This window comes from Paramagnetospirillum magneticum AMB-1, assembly GCF_000009985.1.
In the GTDB taxonomy this organism is placed as follows: domain Bacteria; phylum Pseudomonadota; class Alphaproteobacteria; order Rhodospirillales; family Magnetospirillaceae; genus Phaeospirillum; species Phaeospirillum magneticum.
Map to the genome: position 1 here is coordinate 2696669 of NC_007626.1, position 13594 is coordinate 2710262.

At 66.3% G+C, this 13594-nt stretch carries 16 protein-coding genes; 1 reads left to right on the plus strand and 15 read right to left on the minus strand.

The window, feature by feature from the left end; all coding sequences use genetic code 11:
- Positions 1-17 precede the first annotated feature (17 nt).
- Complete coding sequence (gene yajC / locus AMB_RS12650) at positions 18-419, minus strand: preprotein translocase subunit YajC (RefSeq protein WP_043744447.1); 402 nt, start codon at positions 417-419, stop codon at positions 18-20.
- 154 nt (positions 420-573) lie between these two features.
- Here yajC and AMB_RS12655 point away from each other — a divergent pair, with 154 nt between their 5' ends.
- A complete protein-coding gene (locus AMB_RS12655) occupies positions 574-1428 on the plus strand; it encodes an ATP-binding protein (RefSeq protein ID WP_011384897.1) in 855 nt (284 codons plus the stop codon).
- 33 nt (positions 1429-1461) lie between these two features.
- Here AMB_RS12655 and AMB_RS12660 read toward each other — a convergent pair whose 3' ends face one another.
- The 14 genes from AMB_RS12660 to AMB_RS12725 form a co-directional block, all read right to left on the minus strand.
- Positions 1462-3606 carry a globin-coupled sensor protein gene (locus AMB_RS12660; protein ID WP_011384898.1) on the minus strand — a complete coding sequence of 715 codons (2145 nt, stop codon included), beginning with the start codon at positions 3604-3606 and terminating at the stop codon, positions 1462-1464.
- A 90-nt stretch (positions 3607-3696) separates the two neighbouring features.
- Entirely contained in the window at positions 3697-4749 is a 1053-nt protein-coding gene (locus tag AMB_RS12665) for a M23 family metallopeptidase (RefSeq protein WP_043744450.1), read from the minus strand.
- 35 nt (positions 4750-4784) lie between these two features.
- A complete protein-coding gene (locus AMB_RS12670; RefSeq protein WP_011384900.1) occupies positions 4785-5429 on the minus strand; it encodes a protein-L-isoaspartate(D-aspartate) O-methyltransferase in 645 nt (214 codons plus the stop codon).
- Positions 5429-6211: a 5'/3'-nucleotidase SurE gene (surE, locus tag AMB_RS12675; RefSeq protein WP_011384901.1), complete on the minus strand. Its 783-nt coding sequence runs from the start codon at positions 6209-6211 to the stop codon at positions 5429-5431. Before surE ends, AMB_RS12670 begins: the two co-directional genes overlap by 1 nt.
- Position 6212: 1 nt before the next feature.
- Positions 6213-7481 (minus strand): serine--tRNA ligase, encoded by a 1269-nt coding sequence (gene serS / locus AMB_RS12680; protein ID WP_011384902.1) that lies wholly within the window; start codon positions 7479-7481, stop codon positions 6213-6215.
- 14 nt (positions 7482-7495) lie between these two features.
- Positions 7496-8320: a twin-arginine translocase subunit TatC gene (gene tatC / locus AMB_RS12685; RefSeq protein ID WP_011384903.1), complete on the minus strand. Its 825-nt coding sequence runs from the start codon at positions 8318-8320 to the stop codon at positions 7496-7498.
- Between the two features lie 10 nt (positions 8321-8330).
- The gene (gene tatB / locus AMB_RS12690) at positions 8331-8702 is read right to left on the minus strand and encodes a Sec-independent protein translocase protein TatB (protein ID WP_043744457.1); all 372 of its coding nucleotides are present in this window, start codon (positions 8700-8702) and stop codon (positions 8331-8333) included.
- A 6-nt stretch (positions 8703-8708) separates the two neighbouring features.
- On the minus strand, positions 8709-8948 hold the full coding sequence (locus tag AMB_RS12695; RefSeq protein ID WP_043744460.1) for a twin-arginine translocase TatA/TatE family subunit: 240 nt from the start codon (positions 8946-8948) through the stop codon (positions 8709-8711).
- A 90-nt stretch (positions 8949-9038) separates the two neighbouring features.
- Positions 9039-9419, minus strand: a complete 381-nt coding sequence (locus AMB_RS12700) for a YbaN family protein (RefSeq protein WP_043744464.1) — start codon at positions 9417-9419, stop codon at positions 9039-9041.
- Positions 9420-9422: 3 nt separating this feature from the next.
- A complete protein-coding gene (scpB, locus tag AMB_RS12705; RefSeq protein ID WP_011384906.1) occupies positions 9423-10073 on the minus strand; it encodes an SMC-Scp complex subunit ScpB in 651 nt (216 codons plus the stop codon).
- 51 nt (positions 10074-10124) lie between these two features.
- Positions 10125-10940 carry a segregation and condensation protein A gene (locus AMB_RS12710; protein ID WP_011384907.1) on the minus strand — a complete coding sequence of 272 codons (816 nt, stop codon included), beginning with the start codon at positions 10938-10940 and terminating at the stop codon, positions 10125-10127.
- Entirely contained in the window at positions 10937-11620 is a 684-nt protein-coding gene (locus AMB_RS12715) for a site-2 protease family protein (RefSeq protein WP_043744467.1), read from the minus strand. Before AMB_RS12715 ends, AMB_RS12710 begins: the two co-directional genes overlap by 4 nt.
- Entirely contained in the window at positions 11620-12651 is a 1032-nt protein-coding gene (nagZ, locus tag AMB_RS12720) for a beta-N-acetylhexosaminidase (RefSeq protein ID WP_043744470.1), read from the minus strand. Before nagZ ends, AMB_RS12715 begins: the two co-directional genes overlap by 1 nt.
- Entirely contained in the window at positions 12638-13594 is a 957-nt protein-coding gene (locus tag AMB_RS12725; RefSeq protein ID WP_011384909.1) for an SPOR domain-containing protein, read from the minus strand. Before AMB_RS12725 ends, nagZ begins: the two co-directional genes overlap by 14 nt.

The window sequence follows — 13594 nt, forward strand, 5'->3', positions numbered from 1 at the left end:
GGAAGGAAGGAAAAGCCTTACTTGTCGGCGGCGGGTTCGGCGTCGGACTTGTCGTCCTTGGCCTTGTCGGCAGTTGCGGGGGCCTTGTCGGCCGCCACCGGCTCGGTCTTGGACATCACCTCGGTGATGGTGGTCCGCAGGACGCGCACGCGCACGCCCTCGGCGATTTCGACCGACACTTCGGTGTCGTTGATCAGCTTGTTGACGGTGCCAATGATGCCGCCGGCGGTCAGCACGCGGTCACCGCGGCGGAGCTGGCCCAGCATCTCCTTGTGCTGCTTCATCTTCTTCTGCTGCGGACGGATCAGCAGGAAGTAGAACACCACGAAGATCAGAATCAGAGGCAGAAACTGTTCCAGGGCACCAAAGGAACCACCACCGGCGGCGGCGGCCTGGGCGTAAGCGGGCGACACGAACATCACTGTCTCCTCGGGAAGTCGTGCATAAATGAATGCAGCGGGAATATAGCGGCCAATCCAGCCGATGCAAACGCCAAGTGACCCTTTTTCCGAATTGCTTGCCCCATGTGGCGAAGGTGGTACCATCCCCGCCCCCAACCCGAGGGACTGAGCCATGCCCTACGCCGAAGCCGTCAAGGCCCTGAACCGTATCGCCGAGGCCCTGGAGCGCCTCTCTCCGCCGCCCGCCACCGGCCAGGATCTTTCGGCCGCCGACGCCTATGTCTGGCACGCCGATCCCGACCGGCTGGAGCCGGTGCCCGTGGTCAACCGGGTGGACATCGAGTTGCTGCAGGGCATCGAGCGCCAGCGCGAGCAGCTTCTGGACAATACCAGACGCTTCGCCGATGGCTACCCCGCCAACAACGCCCTGTTGTGGGGCGCGCGCGGCACCGGCAAGAGCTCGCTGGTCAAGGCGGTGCACGCCACCTTGAACGGCGAGAGGCCCGGCACCCTGCTGCTGGTGGAGATCCACCGCGAGGACATCCCCTCCCTGCCCCGCTGCCTGCGAATCCTCAGGGATAGCGGCCGCCGCGCCGTCCTGTTCTGTGACGACCTGTCCTTCGACCAGCAGGACGACGCCTATAAATCCCTGAAGGCGGTTCTGGACGGCGGCATCGAGGGACGGCCCGCCAACGTCATCTTCTACGCCACCTCCAACCGCCGGCATCTGATGGCCCGCGACATGATCGACAACGAGCGTTCGACGGCCATCAATCCCGGCGAGGCGGTCGAGGAAAAGGTGTCGCTGTCCGACCGGTTCGGCCTGTGGCTGGGCTTCCACCACGTGGGCCAGGATACCTTCTTCGCCATCGTCGAAGGCTATGTGACCCATTACGGCCTGCCCATCTCCACCGAGGAGCTTCACGCCCAGGCCAACGAATGGTCGGTGACCCGTGGGTCGCGTTCCGGCCGGGTCGCCTGGCAGTTCATTCAGGATCTGGCGGGGCGGCTGGGAAAAAGCCTGTAGCACCTCCCTGTCCGGGGCGATCGAGGCCGTGCGCTATGGCTTGATGGCCAGACGCACCGCCCCCCAGTGCCGATCCCGGACGGTGATGGGGCTGTCGAACTCCTTCAGCACCACGAAATTGCCGCCGCCCATGTCGCGAGGATACGTCTGGACGAACACAGGTCGGACATTGCGCGCCGCCACCAGGCCGGCCCGGTCGTCAAAGATCCGGCGATTACGGGCATTGGCGGCATTCCACACCGGCTCTCCCGGCCGCTGGGCTTGGGAGTATTTCTTGTTATGAGTCGCGATATAGCCGTTTCGGTCTGCGACGCAGCAGATGACGATCCGCGGGTCCTTCTCGAGAACGGCTTCGGTGAACTGGTGTACCACCTGATCGGTCAGGTGGGCGTGAAGCGCCAGGAACTGCTGGGGGTCGGTGCCGGCGATGGGCTCGTAATGGGTATCGAACAGATCGGCCTCGGTGATGTCACCGGTCTTCAGCGCCTGCTCGAACGCCTGGATGACACCCGCCGCCACTCCCTGAATCAGCGTGGCATAGCCTGTCTCCTCGGCCCGTGCGCGCCCTTGGGCTGCGGCGATGGTGGCTAGAGCGGCGGCGGGAACGTCGCGGAATCGCACATGCAGGCCAAGCACGCTGGCAGCCACCGCCTCGCAGCGCAGATTGCCGATTCCCTCCAGTTCCAAGGCCCCGGCCTGCCCCACCAGGGATGGATCGTTGAGACCGGCCAGAACCACCCCCTTGGTGGCCAGGTCGCCGGTATGGCCCTTGATCTCGCGGCTCCCCAGGCGGCCCGAAAAGGCCAGTCCCACGGCCACGCGCGGAACCGCTCGGCGATCTCCCGCCGCCGAGGACCGCAAAATGATGCCGAGGCGCCGTTGCAGGTCGCCGACATCGCGATTGACCACCACGGACAGTTCATTGACCCGCTGGGCCGTGGCCCCGGTGCGCTCCGCCTGATTCAGCACCGACAAGGCATGGCCGTGCACGGTGCCGGTATGCTGGGCGGCCTGCCCGGCATTGCCCTTGATGTCGGCGGTGGCGGAAAGCTGCATCTCGCTGGAGAGATTCACTTCCTGGGCGATGGCATTGATGTCCTGAATGGAGGCCGTCACTTCCTCCACCATGGCCACAGTCTCGTCGGTCGCTTGGCCGATGGCATGGGCCTGGGCATTGACGCCGCGAATCCCCTCCTCGGTCAGCTTGGCCAGTCGCTTGACCTCGTCAGCCACCACGGCAAATCCCTTGCCCATGTCGCCGGCCCGTGCCGCCTCGATGGTGGCGTTGAGAGCCAGCATGCGCGTCTGGCCGGCAATGGACTGAATGAGACGCACCACGTCGCGGATTCGTCCCGTGGCATCCTTCAAGCCCTCCACGGTGGCCGCCGCGGTCTCCATTTTCTGCTGGGCGGCATCGGTCAGTTGCGACGTGCCGTGCACCTTGGCGGAAATTTGGCGCGAGGTCTCTTCCAGCGCCTCGCTGGCGCCGGCCACTGACTGGACGTTGTCGCTAGTTACCGACACCGCCTCGGCCACGGCTTCGGCCATGGTTTTCAACTCGGAGGCCACCCCGGTCAATTCGCAGGCACCTTCGATCAGACGCTTCACCTGCTTTTCGATGTCGCCCACGGTCAGCGCCACCTCGCGATCCACCGTGTCGGAAAGGGCCAGCATCTCGCGCTTCATCTTGCCGGCCTCGCCATGCTCGATATAGGTCGAGATGGCGAGATCCATGTCCAGAAAGGCGGCGCGCAGCACTGCCGCCGCCATCTCGGGAAATCGGGCCTTGTCGCATTTGGCGTGCAGGTCGCCGATCAGCTTTTCCAGCACGAAGCAATAGCCGCCCAGGTACCAGTTGACCCCCAGGCCGATTCGCTCGTGCGTCACGCCGACCGCCACCGCGCGCGTGAAATAATCCTCGTCGAAGCGACCGGAAAACAGGGCGCTCCAATGGGCCTGCTGGGCCTGCTTCAGGTGGCCGATCCTGCCGCCGCCGCCTAACATCGCCTGCAATTCAGGCCATTTCATCAAGTGGGCGTAAAAGTCGTCGGCAATAGCCGGCAGACAGCCCTCCACCAGCGGGCGAACGGCCGTCATGGCCGACACCGCGTCGTCATCCAGACGCAGGAAATTGAGCCGGTCACGGCTGTTCGACATGGCGCCGTGTTCACTTGCCATGCGGCCCTCCTTGGAAGCCATCCCTCGCGCCGCCCTATGCCGAACGGTCACTATATTAGGAATTAAGGGTGGGCTCTTCCGCGATCCGGGTCAATACGCAATCGCCGCCAGCTGGCGCACAGCCCCGTCGTCCGCGACCTTGTCCTGCAGGTATTCCACGGGATTGACGGCCTCGGTTCCCCGGCGGATCTCGAAGTGCAGCTGCGGCGAAGTGACCGATCCGCTGGCGCCCAGCGTGGCGATGGTCTGGCCGCGGCGAACCCGATCGCCGCGCTTGACCATCAGTTGGTCGTTATGGGCATAGGCGGTCATCCAATTGTCCGCATGCTTGATCAGCAGCAGATTGCCGAAGCCTTTCAACTCGTTGCCCACATAGGCCACCACGCCGTTCTCGGCGGCGCGCACCGGCGTGCCTTTGGCGGCGACGATATTGATGCCGTCGTTGTGCTGCCCCTTGCCGGGCAGCGGTCCGAACTCCGCCACCACCTCGCCCTTGACCGGCCACAGGAAGGTGGACCCCGCCCTGGCCGGAGGCACGGCGGGAACCGCCGCCGGAGGTGGTGCCGGATGGCTGGGCGCCTGGGCATAGACCGGCGGCACCTCGGCCTTGGCCGCAGGCTTGCCGCCCCCCGCCCCGCCCGAGGCGTGGGGAGAGGTCACCACCATGGAACCGCCGCCCGTTGCCGGTGCTGGTGTCGCGGCGGTCTGGGTCACCGAGGCCTTGGGGCCCGGAATGGTCAGCCGCTCGCCTACCTGCAACACATAGGGCGCCCGCTTGCCGTTGGTGGCGGCCAGCGAGTTGAAGTCCACCTTGAAGCGCCGCGCCAGCACCGACAGGGTGTCGCCGCGCTGCACCACGTAATCCGAGCCGCCACCGGGCAGGCGCAGCACGGTCCCCGGCTGCAACTGGTAGGGCGGCTGAAGATTGTTGGTCTCGATCAGGTCGCGGACGGTCAGGGAATAGCGCCGGGCGATGGAATAGACGGTGTCGCCGGCATAGACGGTGACCGTGGCCGGGCGCTGCACCTGCAGCGGGCCGTCGCTGCGGCCGACCGGCACCTTGGAATCATAACTGGGGGTGCACGCCGAGATCGCCGCGGCGAGGATCAGGAGAATAACCAGATGATGGGGCGCGTGCCTCATGCCCGTACTATAAGCGCGGCGACGGCCAGCGGCAATCATTCCTCCGGTATCCCCTCCACCAGCGGCACGAAACGCACCGGCAGAAACGGCTGGATGTCGATGCCGCGATCGGTCTTGGTGATCCGCACCAGTTCCTGGTCGATCCCGCCCACATCCCCCAGGGGCAGCACCATGATGCCGTCGGGCTTCAACTGGTCCACCAGGGCGGGCGGGATATCGGGTGCGGCGGCGGTGACCATGATCCGGTCGAAGGGCGCCTGCTCCGGCCAGCCGCGAGAGCCGTCGGCGGCCCGGCAGGTAATGTTGTGCAGACGCAGGTGCTTGAAACGGGCCTCGGCCTCGGCCAGCAGCGGTTTGTGGCGCTCCACCGAATAAAGGCGACGGCACAGCTTGGCCAGCACCGCCGCCTGATAGCCCGAGCCGGTGCCGATCTCCAGGACCTTCATGCGCTCGCCCACCTCGAGGGCCTGGCTCATCAGGCCGACCACCAGGGGCTGGCTGATGGTCTGGGCGCAGCCGATGGGCAGGGCGGTGTTCTCATAGGCCTGATCAAGGAAGGGCTCGGCGACGAACAGGGCGCGGGGAATGCGTTCGATGGCCGACAGGACGCGGGTATCGACGACACCCATCCGCCGCAGTTCCATCAGCAGGCGGATGACGCGCGGTTCCGCCTTCTTCATCAAAAGGCCGTCTCCAGCGCCTTCATGTCGTCGCGGTGGGTGAGATCGAAGCACAGCGGGGTCACCGAAATGGCGCCGCGAAACACCGCCTCGATATCGGTGCCGGGCTTGGAACGGTCCTCGGCTCGCTGGGCGCCGATCCAGACATAGGCTTCGCCGCGCGGGTCATGGCGCTCCATGATCTCGTCGCCGATCTTGCGCTTGCCCTGGCGGGTGATCTCGATTCCCGTCACCGAGGCGGCGATCACGTCGGGAAAGTTGACGTTGATCAACACGTTGCGGCTCCAGCCCTTGGCCAGCAGGCGACGGATGACGTCGGGCGCCCAATGTTCGACCGTGCCCCACTTCACCGGATGGGGATGCTCCAGGGTCTGGGACAGGGCGATGGCGGGAATGCCGAGGATGGTGCCCTCCATGGCCGCCGCCACGGTGCCGGAATAGGTGACGTCCTCGCCCAGATTGGCCCCCCGGTTGATGCCCGACAGCACCAGATCGGGCTTTTTGCCCTTCAGCACGTGGTTGACGCCCAGCAGCACCGAATCGGTGGGCGTGCCGTCAACGGCATAGCGCCGCGCCGACACCTTGCGCACCCGCAAGGGCCGGCGGATGGTCAGCGAATGCCCCGCCGCGCTCTGCTCGGTCTCCGGGGCCACCACCCAGACATCCTTGGACAAGGTCCGGGCGATGCGTTCCAGAACCTTGATGCCCGGCGCGTTGATGCCGTCATCGTTGGAAATCAGGATGCGGAGCGACGAAGGGTCGGCGACGGGCGGAAAGGTCATCTCAGCCGATGACCTCCAGACCGCCCATATAGGGGCGCAGCGCCTCGGGCACCTCGATGGTGCCGTCCTCGCGCTGATAGTTTTCCATCACGGCGATCAGGGTGCGACCCACGGCGAGGCCCGAGCCGTTCAGGGTATGGACGAAGCGCGTCCCCTTCTCGCCCTCGGGGCGGAAGCGGGCCTTCATGCGCCGGGCCTGGAAGTCGCCGCAATTAGAGCAGGACGAGATTTCCCGGTAGCGCTGCTGGCCCGGCAGCCAGACTTCGATGTCATAAGTCTTCTGCGCCGAAAAGCCCATGTCGCCGGTGCACAGCACGATGACGCGATAGGCCAGCCCCAGGCGCTGCAGCACCGTCTCGGCGCATTGGGTCATGCGCTCGTGCTCGGCGCCGGAGGCATCGGGATGGGCGATGGAGACCATCTCCACCTTGTGGAACTGGTGCTGGCGGATCATGCCGCGGGTGTCCTTGCCCGCCGCCCCGGCTTCCGAGCGGAAACACGGCGTGAGAGCGGTCATGCGCAGCGGCAGCGCCTTCTCGTCCAGGATCTCGTCGCTGACCAGATTGGTCAGCGGCACCTCAGCGGTGGGAATCAACCAGTGGCCGGTATTGGTCTTGAACAGATCCTCGCCGAACTTGGGCAATTGGCCGGTGCCGAAGGCGGCACCGTCCTTGACCATCAGCGGCGGGTCCATCTCGGTGTAGCCGTGCTCGACCGTCTGCAAATCCAGCATGAACTGGCCGATGGCGCGTTGCAGCCGGGCCAACTGGCCCTTCAATACGACGAAGCGGGCCCCCGACAGCTTGGCGGCGCCGTCGAAATCCATCAGGCCCAGCTTGGCGCCGATGGCGTCGTGGTCCAGCGCGGTGAAGGCGAAGCTCTTGGGCGTGCCCCACTTGCGCAATTCGACGTTATGGTCCTCGTCGGGACCGTCCGGCACATCGGACGCCGGCAGATTGGGAATGGAGGCCAGGATGGACTCGATCTCGGCGCCCAGCGCCTTGTCCTCTTCCTCGGCCGCCGGCATGCGCTCCTTCAGGCTCGCCACCTCGTCCATCAGGGCGGAAGCGTCGCCGCCGCTCTTCTTGAGGGCGCCGATCTGCTTGGAGGCGTCGTTGCGCCGGGCCTGCATTTCCTGGAAGGCGGTCTGGGCGGCGCGGCGCCGCGTGTCCAGGTCGAGGATGGCGGCGGCCTTGGGCTCGAGGCCCCGGCGCTTCAGTCCCGCATCGAATCCGTCCGGGTTGTCGCGAATGGACTTGAGGTCATGCATGGCAAAAATTCCGGCTACGCGTTGAAATCGGTGTCGTCGTGGGTGGCGTCATCCTCGCCATCGTCATTCAGCGCCTGCTCCCGCTTCTTTTCGGCCCAGCGGGCGGAAATGATGGAGATCTCGTAGAGACCGACCATGGGAATGGCGAGCGACAGCTGGCTGACCACGTCGGGGGGCGTGACCACGGCGGCGAAGACGAAATTGCCGACGATGGCGAAGCGGCGCTTATCGGCCAGACCGGCGGCGGTGACCAGCCCGACCCGGGCCAGCAGGGTCAGCAGCACCGGCATCTGGAACGCCAGCCCGAAGGCAAAGATCAGGGTCATGATCAACGACAGGGATTCGTTGACCTTGGCCTCCATCTGGATGGGCAGCGTGCTGGGGCCACCGACCAGATTCTCGAAGCCCAGCAGATAGGTGTAGAGGTTGGGCAGCACCAGGAAATAGACCATGGACGCGCCCAGCGCGAACAGCACCGGCGTGGCCACCAGGAAGGGCAGGAAGGCCTGCTTCTCGTGCTTGTACAGGCCCGGCGCCACGAAGGCCCACAACTGGCCCGCCCAGATGGGGAAGCACAGCGCCGCTCCGGCGAAGGCCGACACCTTCATGAAGGTGAAGAACGCCTCGGTGGGCGCGGTGTAGATCAGGCGGCGGTTCCCGCCCTTGGCCAGGGCCGCCTTGGAATAGGGCTCCAGCAGGAACTCATAGATCTCGTTGGAGAAGTAATAGCAGATCCCAAAGGCGACGATGAAGGCGATCGCCGACCAGATCAGCCGCCGCCGCAACTCGATCAGATGCTCGAGCAGCGGCATGGTCTTGTCGTCGTGGGAATCGCTCAAAATACGTCCTCTAGGGTTCCGGCGGGCGGCTCGGCGCCTCGTCGGGCTTGATCTCTTGCGGCACCGGTTCGGGGGTCGCCGCCATGTCGAGGGCGGGAAGCTCCATGGCCTTGGCCATCTCCCCGGTGGGGTCGATGGCCTTGTCGACCTCCTGGCGCAGCAGGTTGACGTCGGTCGCCTTGGTCACCTGCTTCTTCAACTCGTCCAGCTCGGATTCCCGCACCATGTCGTCGATGCCGCGATGGAACTCCGAGGCCATCTCGCGCGCCTTGCGGGTCCAGCGGCCCATCTGGCGCAGCACCACCGGCAGATCCTTGGGTCCGATAACGATCAGGCTGACCACGGCGATCAGCGCCATCTCGTCCCAGCCGATGTCGAACATCCGGCCCTAGACCTTGGGAGCGGTGTCGGGCGCGGCGGCCGGCTTGGCGGCCTGGGCCTCCGTGACCTGGGGCGCGGCGGCGGGCTGAGCCGGGGCCTGCCCCTCTTCCTCGTCCTTCAGGCCGTGCTTGAAGGCCTTCACGCCCTTGGCCATGTCGCCCATCAGCTTCGGAATCTTATTGGCGCCGAACAGCAGCAGCACGATGACCAGAACGATGAGCCAATGACCGATACTCATGCTACCCATGCCCAAACACTCCTCGTACGTCACTGCGGCCGAAACCGGCCGGCGGCGGATCATCGCAAAAGAAAAGGAACACCGCAATGGCGGCTTTGGTCATTGAACCGGCTTGCGGCTTGGTTTGCTGAGGATGAACACCGCGCCCGCCGTACAGGTGCCCCCCATGGCGGCCATGGCCCACCACGGAGCCTGGGAGAAGCCCACCACGTAGACGATGCTGATCGCCATGCTGCCGAGCGCGAACACCTTGGCGTAAAGGGGAATGACCCGGTTGATCTCCCAATCACGCAAGGGCGGCCCGAACACCGGGTGGTAGAACAGCCAGGCATGAAAGCGGTCGGAAGACTTGGCGAAGCACCACAGCGCCACCAGCATGAACGGCGTGGTCGGCATCACCGGCAGGACGGCCCCCACCACGCCCAGGCCCACGAAGACCCAGCCGATGATCATCAGGGCGATCTTGCGGCCTCGGCCCAAGGCCTATTCCCCGATGCCCAGCAAGGTCTCGTCGTCCAGCAGGTCCAATTGGGGTTCGTCCTCTTCGGCCATGTCCACCAGCCGCGTATCCTCGACGGCACGATTGCCGTAGGCGCCGGCGGCGGCCCGGGAATCCAACAGGCCGGCGGCCTCCAATTCCTTGACTCCGGGCAAGTCAGCAAGCGATTCCAGGCCGAAATGGTCGAGAAAGCCGTCGGTGGTCGCCCAGGTCAGCGGACGGCCCGGGGTGCGCCGGCGGCCCTTGGGCCGGATCCAGCCGGCGGAGAAAAGAATGTCCATGGTGCCCTTGGACAGCGCCACGCCGCGTATCTCCTCGATCTCGGCGCGGGTCACCGGCTGGTGGTAGGCGATGATCGCCAGGGTCTCGACGGCGGCGCGCGACAGCTTGCGCTCCTGGGACCGCTCCACCTTGAGGGCTTCGGCCAGATCGACGGCGGTGCGAAACGCCCAGCCATCGCCGCGCCGCACCAGATTGAAGCCGCGAGCCGCGTAATGGGCCTCCAACTCCGCCAGCAGTTGAGGAACGTCAACACCCTCGGGAAGGCGCTCGGCCATGGCCCGTTCCGGAACCGGCTCGGCCGAGGCGAAGATCAGCGCTTCGATGATGCGCAGGTATTGCGGATCAATGGTCAATCCCTAGCCCCCATATGGAAATATTGGGCTGCCGCCCAAGCCCAATAAACCTCAATCCTCCCTCCCCTCGCCCTGCCCGGCCCGGATATAGATGGGCGAATAGGCGGCGCCGTCCTGGCGCAGCACCAGCTTGCCCTGCTTGGCCAGTTCCAGCGCGGCGACGAAGGTCGAAGCCATGGCGGATTTCATCTTCAAGGTGTCCCCCTCGATGGCGGGCAGGTAGGCCATCAGCACCGACCAGTCGGGTAGAGCGCCGATGCCCAGCATGCTCTCCAACCGCGCCAGGGCGTTCTCCACCGACCACAGGTCGGGGGCTTCCACCGTCAGGGTGCGCACCGAGTTGCGCACCACATGGTCGGCATAGGCCTTCAGCAGATCATAGAGATCGAGATCGAAGATGGAGCGGTTGACCACCTCGATATCCTCGGGCGCCCCCCGGGCGAAGACATCACGATTGAGCAGACGCCGGCCGAACAGGGCCGCGCCGGATTTCTGCATGGCCTCCAGCCGTTGCAGCCGGAACGCCAGGGCGGCGGCCATCTCGGCCGGGGACAATTCCTCGCCCGGCTCGGGTTCCGGTTCGGGCAGCAGCAGGCGGCTCTTGAGATAGGCCAGCCATGCCGCCATCACCAGGTATTCGGCGGCGAGATCGATCTGATCCCGCCCAACCTTCTGAACAAATTCAAGATATTGGTCGGCGAGCTTCAGAATCGAGATCTTGGCCAGATCCACCTTCTGGTCGCGGGCCAGTTGCAGCAGAACGTCCAGCGGGCCTTCCCAGCCGTCCAGATCGAGCAACAAACGCTCGGCCGGGGCGCGGCCCGGCCGGGATTCCTCCTCGAAGGCAAAGGGCAGAGCCCCACTCACGGACCCAATGCCCTGACCAGCGCGTTGCCGATGGTATCCACCGGCCCCTGGACCAGCCAGCGGAACACGTCCAGGTCGACGCCGATCCGAGACCCCAGCAGGGGGAACAGGAACAGGGCGGCGATGAGGATCAGCATCCCCGCCTTCTCCAGGCGGGCCAAACGCCAGGCCAGCGGCCGGGGCAGGATTCCCACCGCCACCCTGCCCCCGTCCAGGGGCGGGATGGGGATCATGTTGAATACCGCCAGCAGCAGGTTGAAGAAGATGGCGTTTTCCAGATTGAGGAAAAACCAGCCCCGAATCGCCTCGGGCATCACCGGGACCAGATGCACCGCCAAAATGGCCAGGATGGCGAGGCCCATGTTCATGGCCGGGCCGGCGGCGGCAACGATCACCATGTCGCGGCGGGGATGGCGCAGGCGGCTGAAATTGACCGGGACCGGCTTGGCCCAGCCGAACATCACGCCGCCCAGGGCCAGCAGCAGGCCGGGCAGGATGATGGTGCCGAAGGGATCGATGTGACGCAGGGGATTGAGCGAGATGCGGCCCATCCGGTAGGCGGTATCGTCGCCACAGGCATGGGCGGCATAGCCATGGGCCGCCTCGTGCAGGGTCACGGCGAAGATCAGCGGAATCGCCCAGATGGTGATGCCGAACAGCAGCCCACCCAGCTCTCCCATCACGAGGAGAGCCCGAGCAGAGCCTTGACCCGTTCCTCGGCCGCCCGGCGGTCAAAGGGCACGCGTTGCCGCTTTTGCGCCAGACCGTGGGCCACCCGCACTTCGGCGGCGGCGCTCAGGGGCCGCAATTCCCTGGCGATGGCGGTCATCTCGGCCATGAGGCCGTTGCAGTGAAGCACCACGTCACACCCAGCCTCCAGACTGGCGCGGGTGCGGTCCTCGAAAGAACCGCCCAGCGCCTTCATGGACAGATCGTCGGAAATCAGCAGGCCATCGAAACCGATGGCGCCCCGGATCACCTTGTCGATCACCACCCTGGAGGTAGTGGCGGGATGGGCGGCGTCAAGGGCGGTATAGACCACATGGGCGGTCATGGCCCAGGGTGCATGGCGGAAAGCATGGAACGGCGGGAAATCCTGGATCTCCAGCTCGGCCAGCGGCGTGTCCACCACCGGCAGGTCGAGATGGCTGTCCACCATGGCGCGGCCGTGGCCGGGAATGTGCTTGATCACCGGCAGCACGCCCTCGTCCAGCAATCCGTCGATCACCGCGCCCGCCAGAGAGATCACCGAATCGGCGGTGCGGCCATAGGCGCGATCGCCGATGACGTCGTGGGCACCGGGAATGGGCACGTCCAGCACCGGGGCGCAATCCACGTCGATGCCCAGATCGGCCAGCTCGGCGCCGATCAGGCGGAAATTCAAGTGCAAGGCCTCCCTGGCCGCCTCCGGATCGCGGGCCGCCAGGGCGGCGAAGGGCTCGCCGGGCGGTGCGCTGCGCCAGTGCGGTGGCCGCAGGCGCTGCACCCTGCCCCCTTCCTGATCGATCAGCACCGGCGCATCGGCACGGCCCACGCTGTCGCGCAAGCTTTGCACCAGGGCCTTGACCTGGTCTGGATTGTCCACGTTGCGGGCGAACAGGATGAATCCCAGCGGATCGGTGCGCTGGAAGAAATCACGCTCGGCTTCGGTCAGGACCAGACCGGAACAGCCGAAGATGGCGGCGGCGGGGGGAGTCTTAGCGGCGGGCAACGATGCACCCCTGGGATCGGGCGGTGAGTTCGGCGCAAAGCTGGCGGGCGGCCTGCTCGGACAGGGGCGCGGCGCGCACCCGCCAGAAGGTCCCCTTGCCCGGCAGCTCGACACGGACGATATCGGATTTGAGGGCGCCAAGCAGATCGGCATTGGCCTTCTGGATGCGGGCCCATTCCTTGTCGGCCTGATCGGCGGCGCGCACGGCGCCCAGCTGCACCACGAATTCCCCCGAGGCCGGAGCCTTGGCGCTGACGGCCGGGGCCGGTGCGGGCGGCGGCGGCGGCGCCGGACGCGGCGCCTGGGCCACCACGGCGGGGGCCATGTGCTCGGGCTGGGCGGCAGGGGCCGGAGCCCGCTCCTGCACCGGCTGATAGGCCGGGGGAAGCGGTGCGACGGCGGGGGGAATGGGCGAGGCCTCCATGGGCTGGGCCGCCACCTTGGCGGCGGGAGCGGTCTTGGGGGCCGGCGGCTCGCCCGGCTTGGGCGGAATGGGGGCTGGACGCTGGGCGACGGCAGGCGGCGGCTCGGCCGACAGCGGCGGCACGGAAATGGTCTTGGGCGGCGCCTTGGCGGCCTCGGGCTTGGGCAGCAGACGTTCCACCTTGGGCTCGTTCTCGCCGGCGGAATCCATGCGCTCGTAGACCAGCTTGTCCTGGTTGGGCACCTGCATGCCGCCGCGATCATCGGGGCGGGTCTTGATGGGGCGATCATCGGCCTTGATCACCGGCACGCCCAGCCCGGCGCCCTTGCGGCCACCGACAAAATGCAGACCGGCGGCGACGATGGCCCCCACGGCGATGACCGCGCCGCCGATCAGCACCCAGCTGCGCAGGCGATGCCCGGCCCGGGCCTGATGGGAATCGGCATCGGCGTCATTATAGCGCTCGGGAATGATATCCAGCAGGTCACGCTCGTAATCGTCGCCAGGGCTTTTGGCCAT

Excerpts from the sequence above, each read along its gene's own strand:
- AMB_RS12655 (WP_011384897.1), top strand. The coding sequence starts at position 574 with ATGCCCTACGCCGAAGCCGTCAAGGCCCTGAACCGTATCGCCGAGGCC.
- AMB_RS12715 (WP_043744467.1), bottom strand. The coding sequence starts at position 11,620 with ATGGGAGAGCTGGGTGGGCTGCTGTTCGGCATCACCATCTGGGCGATT.
- AMB_RS12695 (WP_043744460.1), bottom strand. The coding sequence starts at position 8,948 with ATGGGTAGCATGAGTATCGGTCATTGGCTCATCGTTCTGGTCATCGTG.
- serS (WP_011384902.1), bottom strand. The coding sequence starts at position 7,481 with ATGCATGACCTCAAGTCCATTCGCGACAACCCGGACGGATTCGATGCG.
- AMB_RS12665 (WP_043744450.1), bottom strand. The coding sequence starts at position 4,749 with ATGAGGCACGCGCCCCATCATCTGGTTATTCTCCTGATCCTCGCCGCG.
- AMB_RS12660 (WP_011384898.1), bottom strand. The coding sequence starts at position 3,606 with ATGGCAAGTGAACACGGCGCCATGTCGAACAGCCGTGACCGGCTCAAT.
- AMB_RS12725 (WP_011384909.1), bottom strand. The coding sequence starts at position 13,594 with ATGGCCAAAAGCCCTGGCGACGATTACGAGCGTGACCTGCTGGATATC.
- tatB (WP_043744457.1), bottom strand. The coding sequence starts at position 8,702 with ATGTTCGACATCGGCTGGGACGAGATGGCGCTGATCGCCGTGGTCAGC.
- AMB_RS12670 (WP_011384900.1), bottom strand. The coding sequence starts at position 5,429 with ATGAAGAAGGCGGAACCGCGCGTCATCCGCCTGCTGATGGAACTGCGG.
- yajC (WP_043744447.1), bottom strand. The coding sequence starts at position 419 with ATGTTCGTGTCGCCCGCTTACGCCCAGGCCGCCGCCGCCGGTGGTGGT.
- surE (WP_011384901.1), bottom strand. The coding sequence starts at position 6,211 with ATGACCTTTCCGCCCGTCGCCGACCCTTCGTCGCTCCGCATCCTGATT.